16 protein-coding genes are annotated in these 24314 nt (G+C 71.6%); 7 read left to right on the top strand and 9 right to left on the bottom strand.

Features of this window, described 5'->3' with window-relative positions; translation table 11 throughout:
* The first annotated feature begins 8 nt into the window (after positions 1–8).
* Complete coding sequence (locus ACFWYS_RS39350) at positions 9–470, top strand: excalibur calcium-binding protein (protein ID WP_384780118.1); 462 nt, start codon at positions 9–11, stop codon at positions 468–470.
* Positions 471–534: 64 nt separating this feature from the next.
* Here ACFWYS_RS39350 and ACFWYS_RS39345 read toward each other — a convergent pair whose 3' ends face one another.
* The 3 genes from ACFWYS_RS39345 to ACFWYS_RS39335 all read right to left on the bottom strand — a co-directional run bounded on the left by ACFWYS_RS39345 (position 535) and on the right by ACFWYS_RS39335 (position 3225).
* Positions 535–1260 carry an alpha/beta fold hydrolase gene (locus ACFWYS_RS39345; protein ID WP_384780115.1) on the bottom strand — a complete coding sequence of 242 codons (726 nt, stop codon included), beginning with the start codon at positions 1258–1260 and terminating at the stop codon, positions 535–537.
* Positions 1261–1461: 201 nt separating this feature from the next.
* Positions 1462–2733 (bottom strand): cation:proton antiporter, encoded by a 1272-nt coding sequence (locus tag ACFWYS_RS39340; RefSeq protein ID WP_384780112.1) that lies wholly within the window; start codon positions 2731–2733, stop codon positions 1462–1464.
* Between the two features lie 6 nt (positions 2734–2739).
* Positions 2740–3225: a cation:proton antiporter regulatory subunit gene (locus tag ACFWYS_RS39335; protein WP_272118804.1), complete on the bottom strand. Its 486-nt coding sequence runs from the start codon at positions 3223–3225 to the stop codon at positions 2740–2742.
* 240 nt (positions 3226–3465) lie between these two features.
* Between ACFWYS_RS39335 and paaK the strand changes: the two genes are divergently transcribed.
* On the top strand, positions 3466–4761 hold the full coding sequence (gene paaK, locus ACFWYS_RS39330) for a phenylacetate--CoA ligase PaaK (RefSeq protein ID WP_384780109.1): 1296 nt from the start codon (positions 3466–3468) through the stop codon (positions 4759–4761).
* A gap of 16 nt (positions 4762–4777) precedes the next feature.
* On the opposite strand, the gene ACFWYS_RS39325 is transcribed toward paaK, so the two are convergent.
* Complete coding sequence (locus tag ACFWYS_RS39325) at positions 4778–6289, bottom strand: acyl-CoA synthetase (protein ID WP_384780107.1); 1512 nt, start codon at positions 6287–6289, stop codon at positions 4778–4780.
* Between the two features lie 120 nt (positions 6290–6409).
* On the opposite strand from ACFWYS_RS39325, the gene ACFWYS_RS39320 reads away from it, so the two are divergent.
* The 4 genes from ACFWYS_RS39320 to ACFWYS_RS39305 all read left to right on the top strand — a co-directional run bounded on the left by ACFWYS_RS39320 (position 6410) and on the right by ACFWYS_RS39305 (position 14720).
* On the top strand, positions 6410–8857 hold the full coding sequence (locus ACFWYS_RS39320) for a penicillin acylase family protein (protein WP_384780104.1): 2448 nt from the start codon (positions 6410–6412) through the stop codon (positions 8855–8857).
* Positions 8858–9291: 434 nt separating this feature from the next.
* Positions 9292–10578: a cytochrome P450 gene (locus ACFWYS_RS39315; RefSeq protein ID WP_384780101.1), complete on the top strand. Its 1287-nt coding sequence runs from the start codon at positions 9292–9294 to the stop codon at positions 10576–10578.
* A 5-nt stretch (positions 10579–10583) separates the two neighbouring features.
* On the top strand, positions 10584–11591 hold the full coding sequence (locus ACFWYS_RS39310; protein ID WP_384780098.1) for a (-)-alpha-amorphene synthase: 1008 nt from the start codon (positions 10584–10586) through the stop codon (positions 11589–11591).
* Between the two features lie 219 nt (positions 11592–11810).
* A complete protein-coding gene (locus ACFWYS_RS39305) occupies positions 11811–14720 on the top strand; it encodes an ATP-binding protein (protein WP_384780096.1) in 2910 nt (969 codons plus the stop codon).
* 28 nt (positions 14721–14748) lie between these two features.
* Here the strand turns inward: ACFWYS_RS39305 and ACFWYS_RS39300 are convergent, their stop codons facing one another.
* Complete coding sequence (locus ACFWYS_RS39300) at positions 14749–16308, bottom strand: acyl-CoA synthetase (RefSeq protein ID WP_384780093.1); 1560 nt, start codon at positions 16306–16308, stop codon at positions 14749–14751.
* A complete protein-coding gene (locus tag ACFWYS_RS39295; protein WP_384780090.1) occupies positions 16305–17414 on the bottom strand; it encodes a nitronate monooxygenase in 1110 nt (369 codons plus the stop codon). Before ACFWYS_RS39295 ends, ACFWYS_RS39300 begins: the two co-directional genes overlap by 4 nt.
* 167 nt (positions 17415–17581) lie before the next feature.
* On the opposite strand from ACFWYS_RS39295, the gene ACFWYS_RS39290 reads away from it, so the two are divergent.
* Positions 17582–19369, top strand: a complete 1788-nt coding sequence (locus tag ACFWYS_RS39290) for a serine hydrolase (protein WP_384780087.1) — start codon at positions 17582–17584, stop codon at positions 19367–19369.
* 50 nt (positions 19370–19419) lie between these two features.
* On the opposite strand, the gene ACFWYS_RS39285 is transcribed toward ACFWYS_RS39290, so the two are convergent.
* The 3 genes from ACFWYS_RS39285 to ACFWYS_RS39275 form a co-directional block, all read right to left on the bottom strand.
* Complete coding sequence (locus ACFWYS_RS39285) at positions 19420–20997, bottom strand: phytoene desaturase family protein (RefSeq protein WP_384780084.1); 1578 nt, start codon at positions 20995–20997, stop codon at positions 19420–19422.
* 81 nt (positions 20998–21078) lie between these two features.
* Positions 21079–23319, bottom strand: coding sequence for a tetratricopeptide repeat protein (locus ACFWYS_RS39280; protein ID WP_384780081.1), 2241 nt, complete (start codon positions 23317–23319; stop codon positions 21079–21081).
* Positions 23320–23382: 63 nt separating this feature from the next.
* Positions 23383–24270 carry an oxygenase MpaB family protein gene (locus tag ACFWYS_RS39275; RefSeq protein WP_384780078.1) on the bottom strand — a complete coding sequence of 296 codons (888 nt, stop codon included), beginning with the start codon at positions 24268–24270 and terminating at the stop codon, positions 23383–23385.
* Between the last annotated feature and the right edge of the window lie 44 nt (positions 24271–24314).

The raw sequence follows: 24314 nt of genomic DNA, 5'->3' as shown, positions 1-24314 counted from the left end.
GAACGTCCGTGAACAGACGCATACCGGTGCTGTGCGCGACCGCGCTCACCGCTCTCGTCACAGCCGGCCCGGTGGCTCCCCTGGCCTACGCCGCCCATGCCCGGACCGACCTGGACTGCCGGGACTTCGCCTTCCAGGAGGACGCGCAGGCGGAGTTCAACCGCGACCTCGGCGATCCCCACCGCCTGGACGAGGACCAGGGCGTGGACGACGGCATCGCCTGCGAGATCCTGCCGCGGCGCGGAGTGACGGTGCCGTCGCCGCCTCCCACGCTCTCACCGGCCACACTGTCACCGACCACAGTCCCGCCGGCCACCCTCTCGCCGGTTCCCACGCAGGGAGTGAGGGGTGGCCTGGGCGGTGCCACGGGGCCGGCGGACTTCGAGGTTGCTCTGGGAACCGGCCTCGCCGTCGGCGCGCTGGGGCTCACCGCCGGTTATGTCCGGTACCGGCGCCGGGCCGGCCGCTGAGGCGCACCCGGCGCCCTCGCCCGAGCCTCGCAGCCTCGCAGCCTCGCCCGCAGGCCTGCTGCCGTTACCCCGCCAGAAACTCCTCGACGGCCGCCAGGAAGTCCTCGGGCCGGCTCTCGTGCACCAGATGCCCGGCGTCGATCGTCACCACCCGGGCGTCGGGGACGAGGCCGGCAAGTACGGCGATCTGGTCCTGCGGGATGAGACTGGTGGGCCCACCCCCGATCAGCAGCGTCGGCATGGTGATCCGCCCCATGTGGTCCCACCACACAGGATCAGGGGCGTTGCGCTCCATGTCGGTCGCCAACACCATCGCCCAGTCGAACGGCAGCTCACCGTCGGGCCGTTCGGCGGGCGGCCGGGGCGGATCGAGCGGGATCGGGGCCGGTACGTCCTCCAGGACCAGCCGTCGTACGAGCTCCGGCGACTGCTGCGCGAGGAGGTAGGCCACCGCACCGCCCAGTGAGTGGCCGATGACATCGACCCGGTCGAGTCCGAGGGCGGTGAGGAAGGCGCGTATGTCGTCGCGCATCACCTCGTACCGGTACACCTCCGGTCCAGAGCCAGGATCCGTGCCCGGCCAGTCGCTGCGCCCGTGCCCCCGCAGATCGGGGGCATACACCCGGCGGGGCCGCGAACCCGTGGCCAGCGCTTCCGCGATCCGCGCCCAGTCCGCGCCGTCGGCGCCGCGGCAGTGCAGCAGAAGCACGGGCGGCGCGTCCTCGGGGCCCCAGGTGCGGTAGGCCAGGGTGATGCCGTTGGCTTTTACAGTGCGGGGTTCTCTGTCCACAACGGCACGGTACCCGGACGGTGTTGGGCCCCGCTGGCGGGGCGGGAAGCGGGCGGCGCGCAGGACGCGGGTCACGCGCAGCAGCAGTGCAATGCCATGCCGTGCCGCTCCGTCGTGCCGTGCCGTGCTGGCAGGGATCAGGGCGAGGACGGTGATCCGCCAACGCGCGCCCGGTCCGCCCATGCGCGCCCTGTCCAGCCGTCAGGGCCGACCGACCACGTCCTGCCCCTGCACCGCATCGTGCGCCACGTCCACCGACGGCTCGGCCTCACCCTCACCCCGGCCCACCGCCGGGCTCCGCGATGCCCGCCTGCCCAGACGCTCCGTCACTCGGGTCGCCACGGGCTCGGTGTAACGGGCTGTCAGCGGACCGAGGATCACCAGGATCAGCACATAGGCGGTGGCCAGCGGACCCAGTGACGGTTCGATGCCGGCGGTGACGGCGAGCCCGGCGATGACGATGGAGAACTCGCCGCGGGCGACCAGGGTGCCGCCCGCGCGCCAGCGGCCCTTGGCGGAGATTCCGGCCCGCTTGGCGGCCCAGTAGCCGGTGGCGATCTTCGTGAGCGCGGTGACGGCGGCCAGGGCGAGGGCGGGCAGGAGGACCGGCGGGATGCTCGCGGGGTCGGTGTGCAGCCCGAAGAAGACGAAGAACACCGCGGCGAACAGGTCCCGCAGCGGCGCCAGCAGGTTGTGCGCGCCCTCGGCCACCTCGCCGGACAGGGCGATGCCCACCAGGAACGCGCCGACGGCGGCGGAGACCTGGAGCTGCTGCGCGAGCCCGGCCACGACCAGGGTGAGGCCCAGCACGACGAGCAGCAGCTTCTCGGGGTCGTCGCTGGAGACGAACCGCGAGATGTGGCGGCCGTAGCGCACGGCGAGCAGCAGGACGAGTCCGGCGACGCCGAGCGCGATGGCGAGGGTGACGCTGCCCGCGGCGAGACCGGCACCGGCCAGCAGGGCCGTGACGATCGGCAGGTAGACGGCCATGGAGAGGTCTTCGAGGACCAGGATGCTGAGCACGACCGGGGTCTCGCGGTTGCCGAGCCGACCGAGGTCGCCGAGGACCTTGGCGATGACGCCGGAGGACGAGATCCAGGTGACGCCTGCCAGTACGACGGCGGCGACCGGGCCCCAGCCGAGCAACAGGGCCATACCGGCGCCCGGCAGCGCGTTCAGCGCGGCGTCGACGAGTCCGGCCGGGTACTGGGTCTTGAGGTTGGAGACGAGATCGCTGGCCGTGTACTCAAGGCCGAGCATCAGCAACAGCAGGATCACGCCGATCTCGGCGCCGATGGCGACGAACTCCTCGCTGGTGCCCAGGGGAAGCAGCCCGCCTTCGCCGAAGGCGAGCCCGGCCAGGAGGTACAGGGGTATCGGTGAGAACTGGAAGCGCGCGGCGAACCGGCCCAGCAGGCCGAGGCCGAGGATGATCGCGCCGAACTCGATGAGGAAGACCGCGGAGTTGTGCATCGCGGCTCACTCCCGTCCGAGTATCTCGGCGGCAGCCTCCACGCCCTCGCGCGTGCCGATGACGATCAGGGTGTCGCCGCCGGCCAGCCGGAAGTCGGGCGCCGGGGAGGGGATCGCCTCGGCGCGGCGCAGCACGGCCACGATGGACACGCCTGTCTCGGTGCGCATCCGGGTCTCGCCCAGCAGCCGTCCGTTCCAGTGCGACGTGGCGGACAGCTCGATCCGCTCGGCGACGAGGCCCAGTTCGGTGGTGGACAGCAGGTTGGGGCTGTGGTGGGCCGGCATCAGCGCGTCGATCAGTGTGGCCGCCTCCCCGGAGGTGAGGCGTACCGACAGCGCGCACGCGTCCGGATCGTCCTTGCGGTAGGCGCTCAGTGCCCGGGATCCGTCGCGGTGCGCGACCACCGACAGTCGGCGTTGTTCGCGCGTGGTGAGGTCGTAGCGGACCCCGATGCCGGGCAAGGGTGTGCTGCTCAGGCGTGGTGCGCCCACGGTTGTCCCCCTGTCTCGTTCAGGTGTGCGGTGCGGCGTTCTTTGCCAAAACCTTAACGAGCGCCGAGAGTCCGGACGCAGGCGGCCCGTCCCCGCAAGGCCGACGCCGGGCGACCCGGTGCGGGAAAAGTGCGGCCCGCCCCCTTGCCCGATCAAGCACCGCCTGAATTACTGATCCCGAACACCCGGACCGAATGATCGGTCGTCCGGATTGACGCGGTTGGTGAGGGAGAAGCCCCCATGGCGGACACGACGGAGCTGCTGGATTCGGGGGAACGGCTCGACCCGGAGGCACTGCGGGCGGTGCAGCTGGAGCGGCTGCGGAAGTCGCTGCGGCACGCGTACGACAACGTGCCGTTCTACCGCCAGTCCTTCGACAAGGCCGGAGTACGGCCCGACGACTGCCGTTCGCTCGCCGATCTGGCCCGCTTCCCGTTCACCACCAAAGCCGACCTGCGCGAGAACTACCCGTACGGGATGTTCGCCGTGCCCCAGGACCGTATCCGCCGCATCCATGCCTCCAGCGGCACCACCGGCCGCCCCACGGTCGTCGGCTACACCGAGGGCGACCTCTCCCTGTGGTCCGACATGGTGGCCCGGTCGATTCGCGCGGCGGGCGGCCGGCCCGGGGACAAGGTCCATGTGGCGTACGGCTATGGGCTGTTCACCGGTGGGCTCGGCGCACACTATGGGGCCGAACGACTGGGCTGTACGGTCATCCCCGCATCCGGCGGGATGACGGCCCGCCAGGTCCAGCTGATCCAGGACCTCAGGCCCGAGGTCATCATGGTGACGCCGTCGTACATGCTCACCCTCCTCGACGAGTTCGAGCGGCAGGGTGTCGATCCGCGCGGTACGTCCCTGCGTGTGGGCATCTTCGGTGCCGAGCCCTGGACGGAGCAGATGCGCCGGGAGATCGAGGAGCGGTTCGCGATCGACGCCGTCGACATATACGGACTGTCCGAGGTGATCGGGCCGGGGGTGGCGCAGGAGTGTGTGGAGACCAAGGACGGGCTCCATGTGTGGGAGGACCACTTCTTTCCGGAGATCGTGGACCCGATCAGCGGTGAGGTACTGCCCGACGGCGCGGAGGGCGAGCTGGTCTTCACCTCGCTGACCAAGGAGGCGATGCCGGTCGTCCGGTACCGGACCCGGGACCTGACACGGCTGCTGCCGGGCACGGCGCGGGTGTTCCGCCGGATGGAGAAGGTGACCGGCCGCAGTGACGACATGGTGATCCTGCGCGGGGTGAACCTCTTCCCCACCCAGATCGAGGAGATCGTGCTGCGCACACCGGGCGTCGCACCCCACTTCCAGCTGCGGCTCACCCGGGAGGGCCGGCTCGACGCGCTCACCGTGCGGGCGGAGGCCCGCCGGGACGCGGCACCCGAGACCCGGGACGCCGCCGCGCGGGCCATCGAGGCGGCGGTGAAGGACGGCATCGGGGTGTCGGTCACCGTGGAGATCGTCGAACCGGAGTCACTGGAGCGCTCCGTCGGCAAGATCCGGCGGATCGTGGATCTGAGGCCCCGTTAGTCACCGTCAGTATCCGTCAATCACCGGAGAAAGTCCCGGCGAACCGGTCCCGCAGCTCCCGCTTGAGGATCTTTCCGCTGGCATTGCGCGGCAGCTCGTCCACGAACACCACCCGCTTCGGCGCCTTGAAGTGGGCGAGCTTCTCACGGGCGTGGTCGATCAGTTCGGTCTCGGTCACCTCGCCGCGCGGCACGACGACGGCCGTGACGGCCTCGATCCAGCGCTCGTCGGGCAGGCCGATCACGGCGGCCTCGGCCACGCCCTCGTGCGTGTACAGCGCGTCCTCCACCTGCCGTGAGGCGACCAGTACGCCACCGGAGTTGATGACGTCCTTCACCCGGTCGACGATGGTGAAGTAGCCGTGCGCGTCGCGCACCGCGAGGTCACCGGAGCGGAACCAGCCGTCGCGGAAGGCCTCGGCGGTCTCCTCGGGCTTGTCCCAGTAGCCCTCGCACAGCTGCGGGGAGCGGTAGACGATCTCGCCGGAGGTGCCGTCGGGCACGTCCTCGCCGTGCTCGTCGACCACACGGGCGTCGACGAAGAGCACGGTACGGCCGCAGGAGTCCATCCGGCCCTTGTGCTCGTCCGGGGCCAGCACCGTGGCCAGCGGGCCGATCTCGCTCTGGCCGAAACAGTTGTAGAAGGCCAGCTTCGGCCATCGCTCACGCAGCCGTTCCAGAACCGGCACCGGCATGATCGAGGCGCCGTAGTAGGCCTTGCGCAGTCCGTCGAGGTCACGGGTCGCGAAGTCGGGGCGGCCCGCGAGGCCGATCCACACCGTGGGCGGGGCGAACAGGCTGTCCACGCCGCCCGTCTCGATCAGGTCGAGGAGCCGGTCGCCGTCGGGTGCGTCGATGATCGTGTTGGTGGCGCCGACGGCGAGATACGGCAGCAGGAACACATGCATCTGCGCCGAGTGGTACAGCGGCAGCGAGTGGACGGGGCGGTCGCCCGCACTCAGGTCCAGGGCCGTGATCGCGCTCAGGTACTCGTGGACCAGGGCGCGGTGGGTCATCATCGCGCCCTTGGGCAGGGCCGTGGTGCCCGAGGTGTAGAGCAGCTGCACCAGATCCTCGCTGCGCGCCTCCGGGCCGTCGTAGGCAGGCGCGGTCGCCTGTCGCGTCAGCAGCGAGTCATCTGCGTCGCGCAGGGGCAGCGTACGGACGCCGCCCGGGAGTCGATCCGCCAGGTCCGGATCGGTGAGGACCAGGGAGCTGCCGGACTGGCCGACGATGTACGCGAGGTCGTCGCCGGTGAGGTTCTGGTTGACCGGGACATGGACGAGGCCCGCGCGGGCGCAGGCGAGGAACGCGATCAGATAGGCGTCCGAGTTGTGGCCGTAGGCGCCGACCCGGTCGCCGGGGGTGAGGCCCTGACCGAGCAGGACGCTCGCCGCACGCGAGACGGCCTGGTCGAGTTCCTCGTATGTCCAGGAGCGGTCGCGGTAGTCGACCGCGACGCGCGCGGGGGTGCGCCGGGCGCTGCGTCGCAGCACCCCGTCAACCGTGCTGCCGTGTCCAGGCGTCATGTCACATGATCCTCGGTGCGTCGCACGGACAGGTCAAGCACGACGCGCAACACCGTGCCGGGGACACATACCCGTTGGTACGCTCAACGGCTCCTTCCCTCAATGACGTTGGGAGGCACGATGCGCACCCGCCCCAGACGGCTCCTCGTCGCGGCCGTCGCCCTGCTCACCGCCACCGCCGCACTGCCCGCGGCCGCGGCCGAGCCGCAGGACCGGCAAGAACGGCAGGACCTGCAAGAACAGCTCTCGCACGGCGGCATGTCCGCCGTCGTCCGCTACACCGAGTACGGCATTCCACACATCGTCGCCGGGGACTACAAGTCCCTCGGTTTCGGCACCGGTTGGGCGCAGGCCGCCGACCAGGTGTGCACGCTCGCCGACGGGTTCGTCACCGTACGCGGCGAGCGTTCACGCTTCTTCGGGCCGACCGCGGCGACCGACTTCTCCCTCTCCTCGGCCACCACGAACCTCTCCAGCGACCTGTACTTCCAAGGCGTACGTCGGGCACGCACGGTGGAGAACCTGCTCACCGAACCGGCGCCGCGCGGCCCGAGCCGTCAGGTCAAGGACCTCATAGGGGGCTTCGCAGCCGGGTACAACGCCTGGCTGAAGCAGAACCGGATCACCGACCCCGCCTGCAAGGGTGCCGCCTGGGTACGGTCGGTCACCGCCCTGGACGTGGCCGCCCGCTTCTACGCCATCGCCGTGCTCGGCGGCCAGGGCGGTGCCGTGGACGACATCACGTCCGCCCAGCCGCCCACCGGATCCGCCGCCCGCGCCAAGGGCACGGCAGGTGCGGCCGGCGGCCCGGACGCCGAGGCACTGATCCGGGCCGTGCGGGAGCGGACCGCCGAGTCGGCGGACATGGGCTCGAACGCGGTCGCCTTCCGCGGTGACACCACCGCCAACGGGCGCGGTCTGCTGCTCGGCAACCCGCACTACCCGTGGCACGGCGGACGTCGCTTCTGGCAGGCGCAGCAGACGATCCCCGGCGAGCTGAACGTCGCCGGCGCGTCGCTGCTCGGCTCGCCGACGATCTCCATCGGTTACAACGCCCATGTGGCGTGGAGCCACACCGTGTCGACCGGTGTCCCGTTCAATCTGCACCGGCTGACGCTGGATCCCGCCGACCCCACCGTCTATGTGGTGGACGGCAAGCGCAACCGGATGACCAAGCGGACCGTGACCGTCGCGGTCAAGGACGGCGCACCGGTGACCCGCACCCAGTGGTGGACCCGCTACGGTCCGGTCGTCGCCTCCACCGACGGCGAGCTCCCGCTGCCCTGGACCGCGACGACGGCGTACGCGCTGGGCGACCCCAACGCGTCCAACATGCGCTTCGCCGACACCTCGCTGGACTTCGGCAAGGCGCGCGGCACAGCCGACGTCCTCGCCTCTCTCGCCCGGCACCAGGGGCTCCCCTGGGTGAACACCATCGCCGCGGACTCCTCGGGGCATTCCCTCTACACCCAGTCGCAGGTGCTGCCCCGGATCACGAACGACCTCGCGGCGCGGTGCTCGACCGACCTCGGCAAGGCCACCTACCCGGCGGCAGGTCTGGCGGTCCTCGACGGCTCCCGCGGCGACTGCGCGCTCGGCAGCGACGAGGACGCCGTACAGCCGGGGATCTTCGGACCCGCGCGGATGCCCACCCTGCGGGACGCGCCGTACGCGGAGAACTCCAACGACAGCGCCTGGCTGGCCAACGCCGACCGGCCGCTCACGGGGTACGAGCGGGTCTTCGGCAATATCGGCACGCAGCGCTCGATGCGCACGCGGGGCGCGATCGAGGACGTGGCGGCGATGGCGGAACGGGGCGGGCTGACCGTACGGGACCTGCAGCGGCAGCAGTTCATGAACCGGGTGCCCGCCGGTGACCTCGCCGCGGCGGACGTGGCGAAGGCGTGTGCGGCGCTGCCGGGCGGGACGGCGACAGGCAGTGATGGCAAGGCCGTTGACGTTGCCGGGGCCTGTCCGGTGCTGGCGGCCTGGGACCGCACGGCGGACACCGGCAGCCGGGGTGCCCTGCTCTTCGACCGGTTCTGGCGGAAGCTGTCCGCGAAGGTTCCGGCCGCCCAGCGGTGGAAGGTGCCGTTCTCGGCGGCGGACCCGGTGCGCACCCCGAACACCCTCAACACCGACGCCCCCGGCTTCGCCACGGCCCTCGCGGACGCGGTCGCGGAGCTCCGGGCGGCCGGCATCGCGCTCGACTCCCGTCTCGGCGAGCACCAGGTCGTCGTACGGAACGGGCAGCGCATCCCGGTCCCCGGCGGCACGGAGGGGCTGGGTGTGTGGAACAAGGTCGAGCCGGTCTGGGACCAGGCGCGTGGCGGCTATACGGAGGTGACGACGGGCTCCAGCCACATCCAGGCCGTGGGCTGGGACGGCGGCCGCTGTCCGGAGGCCCGTACGCTGCTGACGTATTCACAGTCCGCGAACCCGAATTCGCCCCACTTCAGCGATCAGACCCGGTTGTTCTCCGGTGAGAAGTGGGTGACCGCACGCTTCTGCGAGAAGGACATCCTGGCGTCCCCCGCGTTGAAGGTCGTGTACGTGCGCGAACGCTGAATCGGTGTGGTCCCGTCCCCCAGGGGGCGGGACCACATGGGGCGGGACCACATGGGTTGAGGCCACATGAGGCGGGACCACTCTTGAGTGGCTCCTGAGTGACCAGTGGGCATCGCGGTCCATGCATGATGCATCAACGACCGTTCCCGAATGCTTCTTGCGCTTCTTTTGCTTCCCCGATGCTCCTGTGCGCCCCTTTGGAGAAAGGATTCGGGAAACCCGGCGCCGCCCGGACTGGGCAGGACTTGTCACAAGTGTCAAGTCCGTGGCACGTTCACCGACTTCACGTGCCGCATTTGAGCGGGAGGTTTCTCATGAGCCGTGCCGCACCTGAACAGGAACAGGCATGGACGACTGGTACTGCTCCGGGCATATTCCCACTGCTTGGTCACGGTATCGCGTTGTTCCGGCGCCCGCTGGAATTTCTCAATTCTTTGCCCGCGCACGGGGACCTGGTCGAAATTCGGCTCGGCCCCCAGCGCGCCTGGATGGTGTGCCATCCGGAACTGGTCCACCGGATGCTCAAGGACACGCGCACCTTCGACAAAGGAGGTCCGCAGTACGACAGGCTCCGGCTGCTGATGGGCGACGGCGTGGTGACATGCCGTCACGCCGAGCACCGGCGGCAGCGCAGACTGCTGCAACCCGACTTCCGCCCCTCCCGCGTGGCCGATCACACGGAGTGGATGGGCGAGGAGGCCGAGGCGGTGTGCCGTGACTGGCGGCCCGGGCAGCGGGTCGACGTCAGCGCGGCCACGATGGCGTTCACGACCGGGGTCGTCAGCCGCGTCCTCTTCTCCGACTCGATGGACGCCGCGACATCCACCGAGGTGCGGCACAGTCTCGCCGCGATCGTCCGCGGCCTGTTCGTGCGCACGGTCGTGCCGGTCGAGGCCCTGTTCCGGGTGCCCACACCCGCGAACCGGCGTTACCGGCGCGCGGTCGACAGTGTGCACGCCATCATCGACGCGGCCATCGCCGAGCGCCGCCGGGGCACTCCCCGGGACGACCTGCTGGGGACGCTGCTGGAGGCCACGCGTGACGACGGCTCGGCGGGCGCGATCACCGAACAGGAGGTCCACGACCACCTCGTCTCGCTGCTGCTCACCGGGTCCGAGAGCCCTTCCATGGCCCTGGCCTCCGCCTTCAGCCTGCTGGCGGAGCACCCGGAGACGGAGCGCCGCCTGCACGCCGAGGTGGACGCCGTGCTCGCCGGCGGGCGCCGCCCCGGTCCCGACGACCTGCCGCGGCTCGTCCACACCCGAGCCGTCGTCATGGAGACGCTGCGCCACTCACCGCCCGGCTGGCTCTTCACCCGCGTCACCACCCGGGAAACGGAGTTCGCCGGCCGCCGTCTCCCCCAGGGGGCGACCGTCCTGTACAGCCCCTATCTGATGCACCACGATCCCGCGTCGTTCCCCGATCCGGGCCGATTCGATCCGGGGCGCTGGCTGCCGGGCGGGTCCGCCGACGAGCAGCACGGTGCGACGATCCCGTTCGCCGCGGGCAGTCGCAAGTGCATCGGCGACGTGCTCTCCATGGCGGAGATGACCGTGGCCCTCGCCACCGTCGCCGGCCGTTGGCGCCTGCGTCATCTGCCCGGCCCGGTCGAACAGCCGCGTCCCGGCGCGACGTTGGGACCGAGGTCATTGGTGATGATCTGCGAGCCGCGTACATCCCCTACCACCGCACCCCGCACACACATCCCGAATGGCAGGTGACAACGGTGTGGACGACGCATGAGGAAGTCGCGTTCGCCGCTCAGGGCGGAACTGCGGCCTCCGATCTCAGGGAACTGATCGACGCCCATCTGTACATGCCTTTCCCGTTCCTCACCCATCCCGATACGGACGACGCGGCCGCCGGTGTCGACATCTGGTTACGCGAGTGCGGACTGACCGAGGAAGCCGGCGTGGCTGCGATGATCGCCTTCACCCGGCCGGCCGAACTCGCGGCCTACAACAGCCCGACGGTGGACTTGGACATTCTCCAGATCGTGTCCAATCAGATCGCCTATCAATTCGTCTTCGACGACAGGGCGGAGGAGATCGGCCGACGGTCTCCGGAGCGGCTGCTCCCGATGCTGTGCGAGAGCATCGGCATCCTGCGCGACGACGCCGCGCCCACCACGGCGCTGGGAGCGGCGCTGGCCGATCTCCACCGGCAGGTCCGGGAGCGGTGCACACCCGCGCAGGCCGCGCGCTGGGCGTGGAAGAGCCGCGAGTACGTACACGGCCTGCTGTACGAGGCCGTGGCCCAGGCCCATCCCCTCCCCCCGCGCCTGGGGCTGAGCACGTCGATCCGTTCGCTCACGGCGGGCGTGGAGCCCTTCTACCCGCTGGCCGAAGCGGCGCAGCCGTGCGAGCTGGCGTCCGAGGAACTCCATCACCCCGTCATGGAGCGCCTGGGCCGGCTGTCGGCCGACGCGGCCGTGTGGATACCCGACCTGTTCTCCGCGGTGAAGGAGCAGCGGGCGGGCGGAGTGATCAATCTGGCCCTCGCCCACCAGCGGGCCCTGCGGTGCTCACTGCCGATGGCGGTCATGCTGGCCATCCGCCAGATCAACAGCACGATCAGCGAGTTCGAGCGGCTCTACGAGGAGATAAAACCGGGGCTGAGCCCGGCCGGGATCGGCTATGTGGAGGGCATGGCCGGCTGGATCCGCGGCTGTTACTACTGGTCCCGCACCGTGCCGCGCTATGCCGACGCGACGCTGACGTCGGCTCTCAGCTGAGCCATCGTGCGCCCGCCGTCGCCGCGCGGCGGGCGCACGGCTCCCGGGAACGGGCGTCATTCGGATTTTCTTACCCGATGGGTGGACGAGCGAACCACTTCGGCACGGGATTCATCCTTCTCTGTCATCCTGGCCCCCTAATACGACCATCAGGCCCCCACCAGAGGCGTACTCTCTGCGCTGTCCTCCGAGGATCAACGACAGGAAGCGGTAGGGCAGATGGCGTATGGGCCGTGGCAGTCGAACACCGAACCCCGCCCGTTGCTTGAGCGCCAGCGCGAACTCAGAGCGCTCGACTCCGCGTTGTCGGACCTGCGCGACGCCGCCGACGGCATGCAGCGGGCTCGGCCCAGCGGGCTGCTCGCCTTCACCGGTCCGGGCGGGCTGGGCAAGTCGACGCTCCTCACCGAGGCACGCGCCCGCGCCGCGGAGCTCGGGTTCACGGTGCTCTCGGCCCGGGCCGGTGAGAAGGACCAGGAGCTGGCGTTCCGTCTGGTGCGTCAGCTCTTCCAGCCCGTCCTGGCCACCGTGGAGGAGGCCGAACGCCGTGCCTTCCTGGGGAGTTGGTACGACATCGTCGCCGCCGCGCTCGGTCTGGAGGCGACGGACACCGCGCACACGCCGGACCCGACCGGGGTGCGCGACGGCCTCGACTGGGTCATGACGCGCCTGGCCGCGATGAAGGCGCCCCTCGTGCTGCTCCTGGACGACCTGCAGTGGGCCGACCTCGAATCGCTCGGCTGGCTCGCCTCGTTCGCTCCGCGCACCGCCGACCTCCCGCTGCTGATCGTCGTCGCCTACCGGCCCGACGAACTGCCGTCCGAGGCGGCCGCCTTCCGTACGGTCGTCGAACGGCACGGGAACCGCCCCTACCCGCTGGCCCGGCTCAGCGCCGCCGGGGTGGCCCGGATCGTCCGGCACGAACTGGGCGAGGAAGCCGAGGACGAGTTCTGCGACGAGTGCTGGTCGGTCACCGGCGGCAGCCCGTTCGAGACCGTCGAGCTCGCCATCAGGCTCGGCGAACGGAACCTGAAGGGCGCACCGCACGAGTTGCCCGCGATGCGGGACCTGGCGGCGGCGGTCAAGGGCCCGGGACTGATCGAGAGCCTGCACCGGCTCGGCACGGCCACCGTCCGTTTCGCCCAGGCCGCGGCCGTGCTGGGTCCCCCGGTGTCGCGGGAGCTGGCCGCCGCGCTCGCGGTGATCGGCAGCGAGGAGGCGGTGGAGGCGACCGAGAAGCTGCGCACCGCCCGGATCCTGGCCGACACACCCGAGTCCGGGGACGGGCTGGAGTTCGTCCACCCGCTGATCGCGACGGCGATCTACCGGTCCATCCCCGCCGGTCTGCGGGTCGGCCTGCACGACCGGGCCGCGGAGGCCGTCCGTGCGGCCGGGTTCGGGCCGGTCTTCGCCGCCCGGCATCTGCTGGAGGTGCCCTGCGAGGGCAGGTCCGAGGTCGTCGCGTGCCTGCGCGATGCCGCCCGTGAGCACCTGCGCGCCGGGGCTCCGGAGGCCGCCCGGCGCGCCCTGGCCCGTGCGCTGCAGGAACCGCCCCGACCGGAGGACCGCGCCGCGCTCCTGCACGAGCTCGCGGGCGCGACCTTCCTGATCGAACCCACGGCCACGGTGAGCCACCTCCAGGAGGCGCTGGCGGAACCCGAGGTGGATCCCCAGCTGCGGGCCTCCATCGTCTACCGGCTGACCCAGGCGCTGGCCCACACGGACCGGCTGGCCGAGGCGGCGACCGTGTCCGCCGACGAGGCGCGGCTCGCCACCCATCCCCGCATCCGGCTGCGTATGCAGGCCGATCACTTCGTCTGGAGCGCCTTCCGCGCCGACGAACCCGACTCGTTCGCCCGCTCACGCAGGCTGACCCGGCTCGCCGAACGGCTGGCCGGCCGCGGTCTGGAGGAGCGCTACATCCTGGGTTCGCGGGCCTGGGACGCCATGGTGCGCGGCGAACCCCGGCAGACCGTCCTGCAGTGCGCGGAGCAGGCCCTGCGCGGCGGACTGAGCTGGACCGACGAGAACCGGGGCTTCGAGGTCCCCGTCTCGGTCGCCCTGACCTTCATGTACGGCGACCAGCCGCGACGTGCCGAGGAACTGTTCACCGACGGCATCGCCGAGTGCACGGGCAAGGGCTGGCGCGGCTCCCATCTGGCCCTCGGGCAGACCCTGTACGGCTACATCCGCTACCGGCGCGGCTGCCTGAGCGACGCGGAGCAGCTGGTCCGGGAGGGGCTGCGCATCGCCGACCGGGTCGAAGGCGCGGTGCCCGCCCAGTGGTTCGCCATCGGCATCCTCATCCAGACCCTGCTCGCCCGCGGCCGCACCGCCGCCGCGCGTCGTCTCGCCGACTCCTACGGGTACGGCGAGATCGTCCCGAACGCCGTCATCTACCCCGACCCGCGCACGGTGTACGCCGAACTCCTGCTGGCCGAGGGCCGGCACTCCGAGGCGGAGCATCTGCTGTCCGCCGTCGGGGACTGGCTGGACGCACGGGGCTGGCGCAACCCGTCCTGGTGCCCTTGGCAGCTGCACCTGGCGTCCGCTCTCGCTCCCACCGACCCGGACAAGGCGGCCGGTCACGCCCTGGACGCCGTCAAGCGTGCCCGGGACTTCGGCGCCGCCTCCACCATCGGCCAGTCCCTCCACACCCTCGCCGAAGTGACCGGCGGTCCTGCGGCGGTCAGCCTGTACGCGGAGGCCGTGGAACACCTGGAGCAGTCGCCCGCCTCCTACGAGCTCGCCCGCGCCCAGATCGGCCACGGTGCCGCCCTGTCCCGCCACGGCCGCCTCCAGGAGGCCGCCGACCGGCTCTACCAGGGACTGGAAGGCGCCGTGCACTGCGGGGCCGAGGCGCTCACCGCCCGGGCCAGGCAGGAGCTCGCGGCGGCCGGAATGCGCCCGCTTCCGCTGCGGTACACGCAGGCGGACACGCTGACCGCGCAGGAGCGCCGTACCGCCGAACTGAGCGTCCAGGGGCACCCGGTGGCGGTGATCGCCAAGGAACTGCGCCTCACCGAGCAGGGCGTGCGGCAGTTGCTGTCCTGCGTCTACCGCAAGGTCGGCACCGATGCCACGGGCCTCGCCAAGGCCCTGGAGACGTTCCCCCGCACGCGCCCTTGAAGCCGCCCGGCCCCGTACCGGGCGGCGCTCACATGGGTCGCGTACGACCCTCCCAGTACGGGTCCCGCAACCGCCGTTTGTACAGCTTGCCGTTGGGATCGCGCGGCATCTCCGCGATGAAGTCGACGCTCTTGGGCCGCTTGTAGCCGGCGAGCCGGTCGGCGCAGTGGTCGAGGATCGCGGCGGCCAGCGCCGGGCCCGGCTCGTGACCGGGGGCCGGTTCCACGACGGCCTTGACCTCCTCGCCCCAGTCGTCGTGCGGGATGCCGAAGGCGGCGGCGTCGGCGACGGCGGGGTGGGCGAGGAGCGCCGACTCGATCTCGGCCGGGTAGATGTTCACCCCGCCGGAGATGATCATGTCGATCTTGCGGTCGCGGAGGAACAGATAGCCGTCCTCGTCGAGATAGCCGAGGTCGCCGACGGTGAAGAAGTCGCCGATGCGGTTCTTCCTCGTCTTGGCCTCGTCCTTGTGGTAGGCGAAGCCGCCGGTGTTCATCTTCAGGTAGACGGTGCCGAGTTCGCCGGGCGGGAGCCGGTTGCCGTCGTCGTCGAAGACGGCGAGTTCGCTGATGGGCCAGGCCTTGCCGACCGTGCCGGGCTTCTTCAGCCAGTCCTCGGCGGTGGCGAAGGCGCCGCCGCCCTCGCTGGCCGCGTAGTACTCCTCCACGCAGGGACCCCACCAGTCGAGCATCGCCCGCTTGACGTGGTCGGGGCAGGGGGCGGCGCCGTGGATGGCGTGCCGCATGGCGGAGACGTCGTAGCGGGCCCGTGTCTCCTCGGGCAGGGCGAGCAGGCGGTGGAACTGGGTCGGGACCATATGGGTGTGGGTGCATTTCTCGCGGTCGATCAGCCGGAGCATCTCCTCGGGCGTCCACTTGTCCATCAGCACCAGCCGGTGGCCGATGTGGAGCGACGCGCCCGCGAACTGGAGGACGGCGGTGTGGTAGAGCGGCGAGCAGACGAGGTGCACGTTGTCGTCGAACGGGCGGATGCCGAAGATGCCGAGGAAGCCGCCCAGGTATGCCTCCTCGGGGCGCTTGCCGGGCAGCGGGCGCCGGATGCCGCGGGGGCGGCCGGTGGTGCCCGAGGTGTAGTTCATGACCCAGCCGAGGGTGCGGTCGGCGGGCGCCGACTCCGGTTGTCCGTCGACGAGTTCGGCGTACGGCCGGAATCCCTCGACCGTGCCGATCGCGTACCGGTGGGTGGCGGGCAGGCCGGCCTCGTCGGCGGCTTGGCGTGCGGGGGCGGCGAAGCGTTCGTGGGCGAGGAGGACCTTGGCGCCGGAGTCGGCGACGATCCAGGCGATCTCGGGGCCGACGAAGTGGTGGTTGATGGGGACCAGGTAGAACCCGGCCTGGCTGGCGGCGAGGTACGCGACGAAGAACTCGGCGCTGTTGGGCAGGACGACGGCGAAGGCGTCGCCGTGTTCCAGGCCGGCCGCGCGCAGTCCGTGGACGAGCCGGTTGGTGGCGGCGTGCAGCCGGCCGGCGGTCCACTCCTCGCCGTCGGGGGCGACCAGGACCGTGCGGTGGGGGTCGGCCGCGGCCTGCGCCCAGAAGCCTGCCGGGGGTGTACTCGTGCTCGTCACTCGCCGCTCCTTCCGGCTATGCGGTTGATGCGATCGACGGCTTGTTCGAAGCCGCGGGTGAGGTCGTCGAAGACGGCCCGGACGCTGCGTTCGCTGTTCATCCGGCCGACGATCTGGCCGACGGGGGTGCCGAGCAGCGGCGCGACCTCGTACTTCTGGATCCGGGAGACCGCCTCGGCGACCAGCAGGCCCTGCAGGGGCATGGGCAGGGTGCCCGGGCCGTGCGTGTCGTCCCAGGCGTCGGTCCACTCGGTGCGCAGCTGGCGTGCGGGCTTGCCGGTCAGGGCGCGGGAGCGCACCGTGTCGCCGGAGCCGGCGGCGAGCAGTTTGCGGGTCAGGGCGGGAGAATGCAGATCGGCTTCTGTGGTGGTCAGCCATATGGAGCCCAGCCACACACCCTGGGCGCCCAGGCTGAGTGCGGCAGCCACCTGCTGGCCGCTGCCGATGCCGCCGGCCGCGAGCACGGGCAGCGGGTCGACCGCCTCCACGACCTCCGGTGTCAGCACCATGGAGGCGATCTCACCGGTGTGCCCGCCCGCCTCGTAGCCCTGCGCGACCACGATGTCGATGCCGCGCTCCTTGTGCTTGACGGCGTGCCGGGCGCTGCCCGCGAGCGCGGCGACGAGGACGTCCCGGTCATGGGCGCGCTCGACCACGTCGGCGGGCGGTGAGCCGAGGGCGTTGGCGAGGAGTCTGATCGGGTAGTCGAAGGCGACGTCGAGCTGGCTGCGGGCGACCTGCTCCATCCAGCCGGTGATGCGCCAGCCGGACGCCTCCCCCTCGGCGAGTTCGGGCACGCCGTACTGGGCGAGGGTGTCCTTGACGAACTGCCGGTGCCCTTCCGGGATCATCGCCTCCACGTCGGCCTCGCTGACGCCTTCCACCTTCTTCGCGGGCATGACGACATCGAGGCCGTAGGGCCTGCCGTCGACATGGGCCTCGATCCAGTCGAGGTCGCGTTTGAGGTCGTCGGGGGCGGTGTAGCGGACCGCGCCGAGCACTCCGAAGCCGCCGGCCCGGCTGATGGCCGCGGCGACGGCGGGGAACGGCGTGAAGCCGAAGACGGCGTGCTCGACTCCCAGTTTCTTGCTCAGCTCCGTCTGCATGGGCGCAGGATGCCGCACTCCTCCGGAGGACGGAAGAGGTTATCTGATACACCGTCAGGTTCAGGGCAGGGTCGGCCGGCCCTGGTTCCGGGTAGGTCTCAGATCTCCAGTCGCATCAACTCGTACCAGCGCGGCGTATCAACCCGTATCGACGAAGGGACTTCCCGGTGGCCGAAGACCTGGCGGGCAGAACGGCGACGGCATACGGGCTGACACGACGTCGACTCGGCAGGGGCGCCCTGGCCCTGGGCGGAGCACTGACGCTGGCCTCGCTCCCCGCGGGACCGGCCGCCGCCGCTCCCTCCGGCAACCGCACCCTGCGCCACGGCTCCCCCGAGCGCGCCGGCCTGCTCCCCGCCCACCTGCGCCAACTGGTCACCGACGCCGAGGCGTTCCTGGGCCCCTCCCCCAAACACCCCTGGTACGCGGGCGCCGTCCTGCTCGCCGGGCGCGGCGGCACGGTGGCCCTGCACCAGCCCATCGGGACCGCGGTGCGCTACCGGGCCTACGACGAGAGGACCGACACCGGCGTCGAGTTACCGGCCGACCAGCAGATCCCCATGGCCGCGGACACCGTCTTCGATCTGGCCTCGGTGTCCAAGCTGTTCACCTCGATCCTCGCCGTGCAGCAGATGGAGCGGGGCGCGCTCGGGCTGGAGGCGACGGTGGCCTCCTACCTCCCGGACTTCGGCCGCGCGGGCAAGCAGGACATCACGATCCGTCAGCTCCTCACCCACACCTCGGGGTTCCGCCCCTGGATCCCGCTGTACAGCGCGCCGACGTACGAGGAGAAGCTGGAGCTCATCTGGAACGAGGCGCCCCTCAACCCGCCGGGCACCAAGTACCTCTACTCGGACCTGAATCTGATCTCCCTCCAGCTGGTCCTGGAGAAGATCACCGGCCGGACGCTCGACGCCCTCCTGCACGACGAGATCACCGCCCCGCTCGGCATGCGCCGCACCGGCTACAACCCGCCCGCCGACTGGAAGCCGCAGATCGCGGCCACCGAGGACGCACGAAAGCCCTGGTCCGGTCTGGACCGTGGGCTCGTGTGGGGCGAGGTGCACGACGAGAACGCCTTCAGTCTGGGCGGCGTCGCGGGCCATGCGGGCGTGTTCTCGAACGCCTGGGATCTCGCGGTCCTCGGCCGGACCCTGCTGAACGGCGGCGCTTACGGCCGCGTCCGCATCCTGGAACCGGAGTCGGTGGAGCTGATGTTCACCGACTTCAACACGGCCTTCCCGGGCGACGAGCACGGCCTCGGCTTCGAGCTCTACCAGCACTGGTACATGGGCGCGATGGCCACCCCGCGCACCGCGGGGCACACCGGCTTCACCGGTACCTCGCTGGTCCTCGACCCGACGACCGACTCCTTTCTCGTCGTCCTCGGCAACTCGGTGCACCCGGTGCGCAGTTGGCGCTCCGGTTCCGCGCCCCGCGTCGCCGCCGCCAACAACATGGCGCGGGCCGTGCCGGTACGGCCACGGCACGGTCGTACGGCATGGTTCTCGGGCATGGCGACTGCCACGACCGCGACTCTTGCGCTCCCCGCGCTCGACACGTCCGGCGGCGACACCCGGCTGTGCTGCGCCCTGTGGTGGGACACCGAGCCGCAGGCGGACGTACTCGCTCTGGAGACGACCACCGACGGGGGCGCCACCTGGCAGCCGCTGCCCTTCACGACGACCCGCCACGGCGAACAGCCGCAGGACCACCCGGCCGGCACGGTCACCGGCTGGTCGGGCCGCGTCTGGCACCGGCTCACGGCCGAACTGCCGGCACACCGTCAGCTGATGCTGCGCTGGCGGTACGCGACGGACCGGCTGTACGTGGGCCGTGGCGCGTACGTCGACGGTCTGCGCGTCGAGGCGGCGGACGGCGTCCTCTTCGACGAGGCCCGGCCGGCGGACGCGGCGCGGATCAGCGCGAGCGGCTGGACCGCCTCGGCGGACTGACCGCCCGGCCGTACGCAGGTCCTGTCGGTCGCCGGACCGCTCAAGTCCCGTCAGTCGCCGGACTGCTCCAGCACCGCCATCGCCGCGTTGTGCCCCGGCACCCCGCTCACCCCGCCCCCGCGCACCGCGCCCGCCCCGCACAGCAGCACGTTCGCGTGCCGTGTCTCCACGCCCCAACGCCCGGTGTCCTCCTGGGCGTACGGCCAGCTCAGCTCGCGGTGGAAGATGTTGCCGCCGGGGAGGCGCAGGTCGTGCTCCAGGTCGAGCGGGGTCTTGGCCTCGATGCAGGGGCGGCCGTCGGCGTCGGTCGCCAGGCAGTCGGTGATCGGTTCGGCGAGGTGGGAGTCGAGCTGGGCGAGCGTGGACTTGAGGAGTTCCTCGCGTACGGCGTCGTTGTCGCGTGCGAAGAGCGCGGCCGGGGTGTGCAGACCGAAGAGGGTGAGGGTCTGGTAGCCCTGTTCGACCAGGGCAGGGCCGAGGATCGTCGGGTCGGTCAGCGAGTGGCAGTAGATCTCGGACGGCGGGGCGGCGGGGAGTTCCCCGGCGGCGGCCTGGGCGTGGGCGGCGGCCAGTTGGCCGTAGCCCTCAGCGACGTGGAAGGTGCCGGAGAACGCCTCGCGGGGGTCGACGGAGCCGTCGCGCAGCCGGGGCAGCCGCTTGAGCAGCATGTTCACCTTGAGCTGGGCGCCCTCGGCGGGGGCCGGCGGTGTGTCGCCGGTGAGGGCGGCCAGGGCCTGCGGGGAGGCGTTGACCAGGACGTGCCGGGCGGTGGCGACGCCCTCGCCGTCCGCCGTGCGGTAGGTGACCTCGGCCGTACGGCCGTCCGTGTCGATGCGGACCGCCTCGTGGCCGGTGACGATGTCCGCGCCCGCCGCGCGGGCCGTCGTGGCCAGCGCGCCGGTGAGGGCGCCCATGCCGCCGACGGGGACGTCCCAGTCGCCGGTGCCGCCGCCGATCACGTGGTAGAGAAAGCAGCGGTTCTGCTTCAGCGACGGGTCGTGGGCGTCGGCGAAGGTGCCGATGAGGGCGTCGGTGAGGACCACGCCTCGTACCAGGTCGTCGGCGAAACGGTCCTCGATCGCGACGCCGATCGGCTCCTCGAAGAGGGTCCGCCAGGCCTCCTCGTCGTCCACCCGGCGACGCAGTTCGTCGCGGCTCGGCAGGGGTTCGGTGAGCGTCGGGAACACCTTCTTCGCGATCTCGCCGGTCATGCCGTAGAAGCGCTGCCAGGCCGCGTACTCGCGCTCCGCGCCGGTCAGCCGGGCGAACGCCTCGCGGGTGCGCCGTTCGCCGCCGCCCACCAGGAGGCCGGTCGGGCGTCCGTCGCGTTCGACGGGCGTGTACGAGGAGACGTTGCGGGTGCGGACCCGGAAGTCCAGGCCCAGGTCTCGCACGATCTTCTTCGGCAGCAGGCTGACCAGGTAGGAGTAGCGGGAGAGGCGGGCGTCGACCCCGGCGAACGGGCGGGTGGACACGGCGGCGCCCCCGGTGTGGTCCAGCCGCTCCAGGACCAGCACGGACCGGCCGGCCCGGGCCAGGTAGGCGGCGGCGACCAGGCCGTTGTGGCCTCCGCCGACGATGACGGCGTCGTACGTACGGTGTCGCGGGTGTCCCTCGTTGGCAGCCATGGTTCTTCGTAACACGTGATGATCTAGGTCGGCCAGAGGTGGCGCGGGAGTCAGGGGCCCGCCGCCCGTCCGGCGCCGCACTCACCCGCCTCCGGCCGCCCGCTGCTGGCGCAGCACCGCCACCCTCCGGTACAGCTCGACGGCCTCCGCGCCGCGCCCGAGCTGTTCCAGGCAGTGCGCCTCGTCGTTGCGGCTGGCGAGGGTGTCGGGGTGGTCGGCGCCGAGGACGCGTTCGCGGGCGGCGGCCACCCTGCGGTACTCGGTGAGCGCGTCCGGCCAGCGGCCCAGCCAGCCGAGGCTCACGGCGACCTCGCGGCGGCTGACGAGGGTGTCCGGGTGGTCGGGGCCCAGCACCCGCTCGCGGATCGCGCACACGTCGCGGGACTCGGCGAGGGCCTCCTCCCAGCGGCCGAGGCGGCCGAGGTTGACGCCGAGGCCGTGGCGGGCGCGCAGGGTCTCGGGGTGGGCGGGTCCGTGGACGCGGGTGCGGTCGTCGATCAGGTCGCGGTAGAGCTGGAGCGCCTCCGCGCTGCGGCCGAGGCGGCCGAGGCTGATGCCGACCTCGTAGCGGGCGGCGAGGGTGTCGGGGTGGTCGGGGCCGAGGGCCTGGGCGCGGGCGTCGGCGACCTCCCGGTAGGTCTGCAGGGCCTCTGACCAGCGGCCCAACTGGCCGAGCGCGTAGGCGACTTCGTAGCGAGTGACCAGGGTGTCGGGGTGGTTCGGGCCGAGGACTCGGGCGCGCGCGGCCGCGACCTCGACGGCCATGCGGTACGAGTCCTCAAGGCGGCCGAGTCTGCTGAGGTTGAAGGCGAGGTTGTGGCGGCAGCGCAGGGTGTCCGGGTGGTCGGCGCCCATGGCGCGCTCACGGGCGATCAGCACCGATGTGTAGACCTGGTGCGCGTCGAAATGGCGGCCCAACTGGCCCAGCACGTACGCCATTTCCTGGCGGGCGGCGAGCGTGTCGGGATGGTCGGGGCCGAGGGCGAGGCTGCGGGCGCGGGCGACGTGCTTGTACTCGCGCAGCGCGTCGGCGGCGCGGCCGGTGCGGCTGAGGGTGAAGGCGACCTCGTAGCGGCTGGCGAGGCTGTCGGGGTGGTCGGGGCCGAGCAGGTGCTCGCGCTCGGCGGCGACGGCCCGGTGCACCTCGCCCGCCTCCGTCCAGCGGCCGAGGCGGCCGAGGCTGAGCCCGGCGTTGTGCCGTCCGGCCAGCGCGGCGAGCAGGGCCGCGGACGGGGCGGCCGGTTCGTCCGGTACGCCGGTCTCCTCGGGCCGGCCGGTGGCCGGGCGGGGGATCCACTCGCCGGTGAGGCCGGCCGCGGCGTCGGGGGGTGTGGTGCGCAGTCCTGCGCCGGTGGCCTTGTGGCCGGTGGTCATGCCGCGGGTCCAGGACGGCAGGCGGGTTTCGCGGGGCGCGGGCTCGGGGGGCCGCAGCACCGGCTGCGGGGTCACCACGGTCGGCACATACGTCGGTGTCGTACGGCCCAGGCCGATCCGGCGGCCCAGCTCGCGTCCGTCGTGCGGGCGTTCCTCGGGCCGTTTGGCCAGCAGGTCGAGGATGATCCGCTCGAAGTACTCGGGCAGCTCGGCGCGATGGCTGCGTGGCGCCCGGGGCGGGGTGTCACGGTGGCCGACGAGGATCGCCCAGGGGTCGTCGAGGTCGAACGGCGGTACCCCGGTGGCGATCTCGTACAGCACGCACCCCAGCGAGTACAGGTCGCTGCGCTGGTCCACCTCCTCGCCGCCGATCTGCTCCGGGGACATGTAGTGCGGGGTCCCCATCGCGATGCCGGTGCCGGTCAGCCGAGAGGTGAAGCCGATGTCGTGGCCGAGGCGCGCTATGCCGAAGTCGCAGATCTTCACCGTGCCGTCGGGCAGCCGCATGATGTTCGCGGGCTTCAGGTCGCGGTGCACGATGCCCTGCTGGTGGGTGTAGGCGAGGGCGGCGGCGACCTGGTCGGCGATCTCGACGACGTCCGGGACGGGCAGCGGGTGGTGTTTGTTGTCCTCAAGGAGCTGGCTGAGGTTGCGGCCGTCCAGCAGCTCCATGACCAGGAACAGGATGCCGTCGGACTCGCCGAAGTCGTGGACGACGGTCACCCCGCGGTGCTGGAGCGCCGCGGCCACCCGGGCCTCGCGGCGAAACCGCTCCCGCATGACCCGCGTGAAGGAGTGGTCGTGGTCCGGTCCCAGCGGTTTGAGGCACTTCACGGCGACATGCCGGCCCAGCGACTCGTCGCGCGCACGCCACACCTCGCCCATACCGCCGCGCCCGATCAGATCGAGCAGCCGGTACCGGCCCTGGATCAGCCTGCTCTCCCCCATCTCCCGCGATCGCCCCCCGTCACGGTCCGCCCCACCCTCCCCCGGCCCGTCCAGTATGGCGAGCTATCGTCCGAGTTTGTACGGTGCCGGACGTGAGCCCGGGCCGAGTCGCGCCATGGCGCGCAGGATGTGTTTGGGCGGGAGTTGCCAGCGCAGACGTGCGGGAACACAGCGCAGCAGGGTGCCCGTGGCACGCAACTGACGGGTGACGGTGGCGGGTTTCGGGGCCGGTCTGCCGTACAGCTCGTGGGCGTACGGCGGCAGGGCGGCGTACGCCAGATGCGCCACGCGCCGCCACAGCACCTCGCGCGCCGGTACGAGCAGGGGATGCGTCGGCGGCCGGAGGAGGAAGTCGTCCACCGCGCGTGCCCCGGGTCCGCACGCGAGCTCGGGCCGCACCTTCTCGAAGTACTCCGCCATCTCCCGCCCGTTCGCCGGTACGGCGTCGGGGTCGAGGCCCACCAGACGGGCGCTGACCCGCTGTTCGGCGATGTAGCGGTCGGCCTGCGCGTCGGTGAGGCGGAACCCGGAGCGGCGCGCGACCTGGAGGTAGGAGTCGATCTCGGCGCAGTGCACCCACAGCAGCAGTGCGGGCTCGTCGACGCCGTACCGCTCCCCCGTGTCCGGGTCGGTGGCGCCCAGCATCCTGTGGATCTTCCGCACCCGGGCACCGGCCTTCTCGGCCGCCTCGGTGGTGCCGTACGAGATCGTCCCGACGAAGTTCGCAGTGCGCAGCAGCCGGCCCCAGGCGTCCTGGCGGAAGTCCGAGTTCTGCATGACGCCGCGTACGGCACGTGGGTGCAGGGCCTGGAAGTAGAGCGCCCGGACTCCGGCGACCCACATCATGGGGTCGCCGTGCATCTGCCAGGTCACGGAGGAGGGTCCGAAGAGCCCGGGGTCACCGCTGTGCGCGGCCGGCCGAGGACTCTCGCCATGTCCGTACAGATTCATCGATCTCCCCGCCCCGCACCGGAGAAGCCTGTCTGGCTCCTACA

The organism is Streptomyces sp. NPDC059010 (genome assembly GCF_042740355.1).
Lineage (GTDB): Bacteria > Actinomycetota > Actinomycetes > Streptomycetales > Streptomycetaceae > Streptomyces.
Note: the sequence above shows the minus strand (reverse complement) of the source record. Positions and strands in the feature narration are given on the sequence as shown.

Excerpts from the sequence above, each read along its gene's own strand:
- ACFWYS_RS39285 (WP_384780084.1), bottom strand. The coding sequence starts at position 20,997 with ATGGCTGCCAACGAGGGACACCCGCGACACCGTACGTACGACGCCGTC.
- ACFWYS_RS39305 (WP_384780096.1), top strand. The coding sequence starts at position 11,811 with ATGGCGTATGGGCCGTGGCAGTCGAACACCGAACCCCGCCCGTTGCTT.
- ACFWYS_RS39280 (WP_384780081.1), bottom strand. The coding sequence starts at position 23,319 with ATGGGGGAGAGCAGGCTGATCCAGGGCCGGTACCGGCTGCTCGATCTG.
- ACFWYS_RS39320 (WP_384780104.1), top strand. The coding sequence starts at position 6,410 with ATGCGCACCCGCCCCAGACGGCTCCTCGTCGCGGCCGTCGCCCTGCTC.
- paaK (WP_384780109.1), top strand. The coding sequence starts at position 3,466 with ATGGCGGACACGACGGAGCTGCTGGATTCGGGGGAACGGCTCGACCCG.
- ACFWYS_RS39340 (WP_384780112.1), bottom strand. The coding sequence starts at position 2,733 with ATGCACAACTCCGCGGTCTTCCTCATCGAGTTCGGCGCGATCATCCTC.
- ACFWYS_RS39275 (WP_384780078.1), bottom strand. The coding sequence starts at position 24,270 with ATGAATCTGTACGGACATGGCGAGAGTCCTCGGCCGGCCGCGCACAGC.
- ACFWYS_RS39295 (WP_384780090.1), bottom strand. The coding sequence starts at position 17,414 with ATGCAGACGGAGCTGAGCAAGAAACTGGGAGTCGAGCACGCCGTCTTC.
- ACFWYS_RS39325 (WP_384780107.1), bottom strand. The coding sequence starts at position 6,289 with ATGACGCCTGGACACGGCAGCACGGTTGACGGGGTGCTGCGACGCAGC.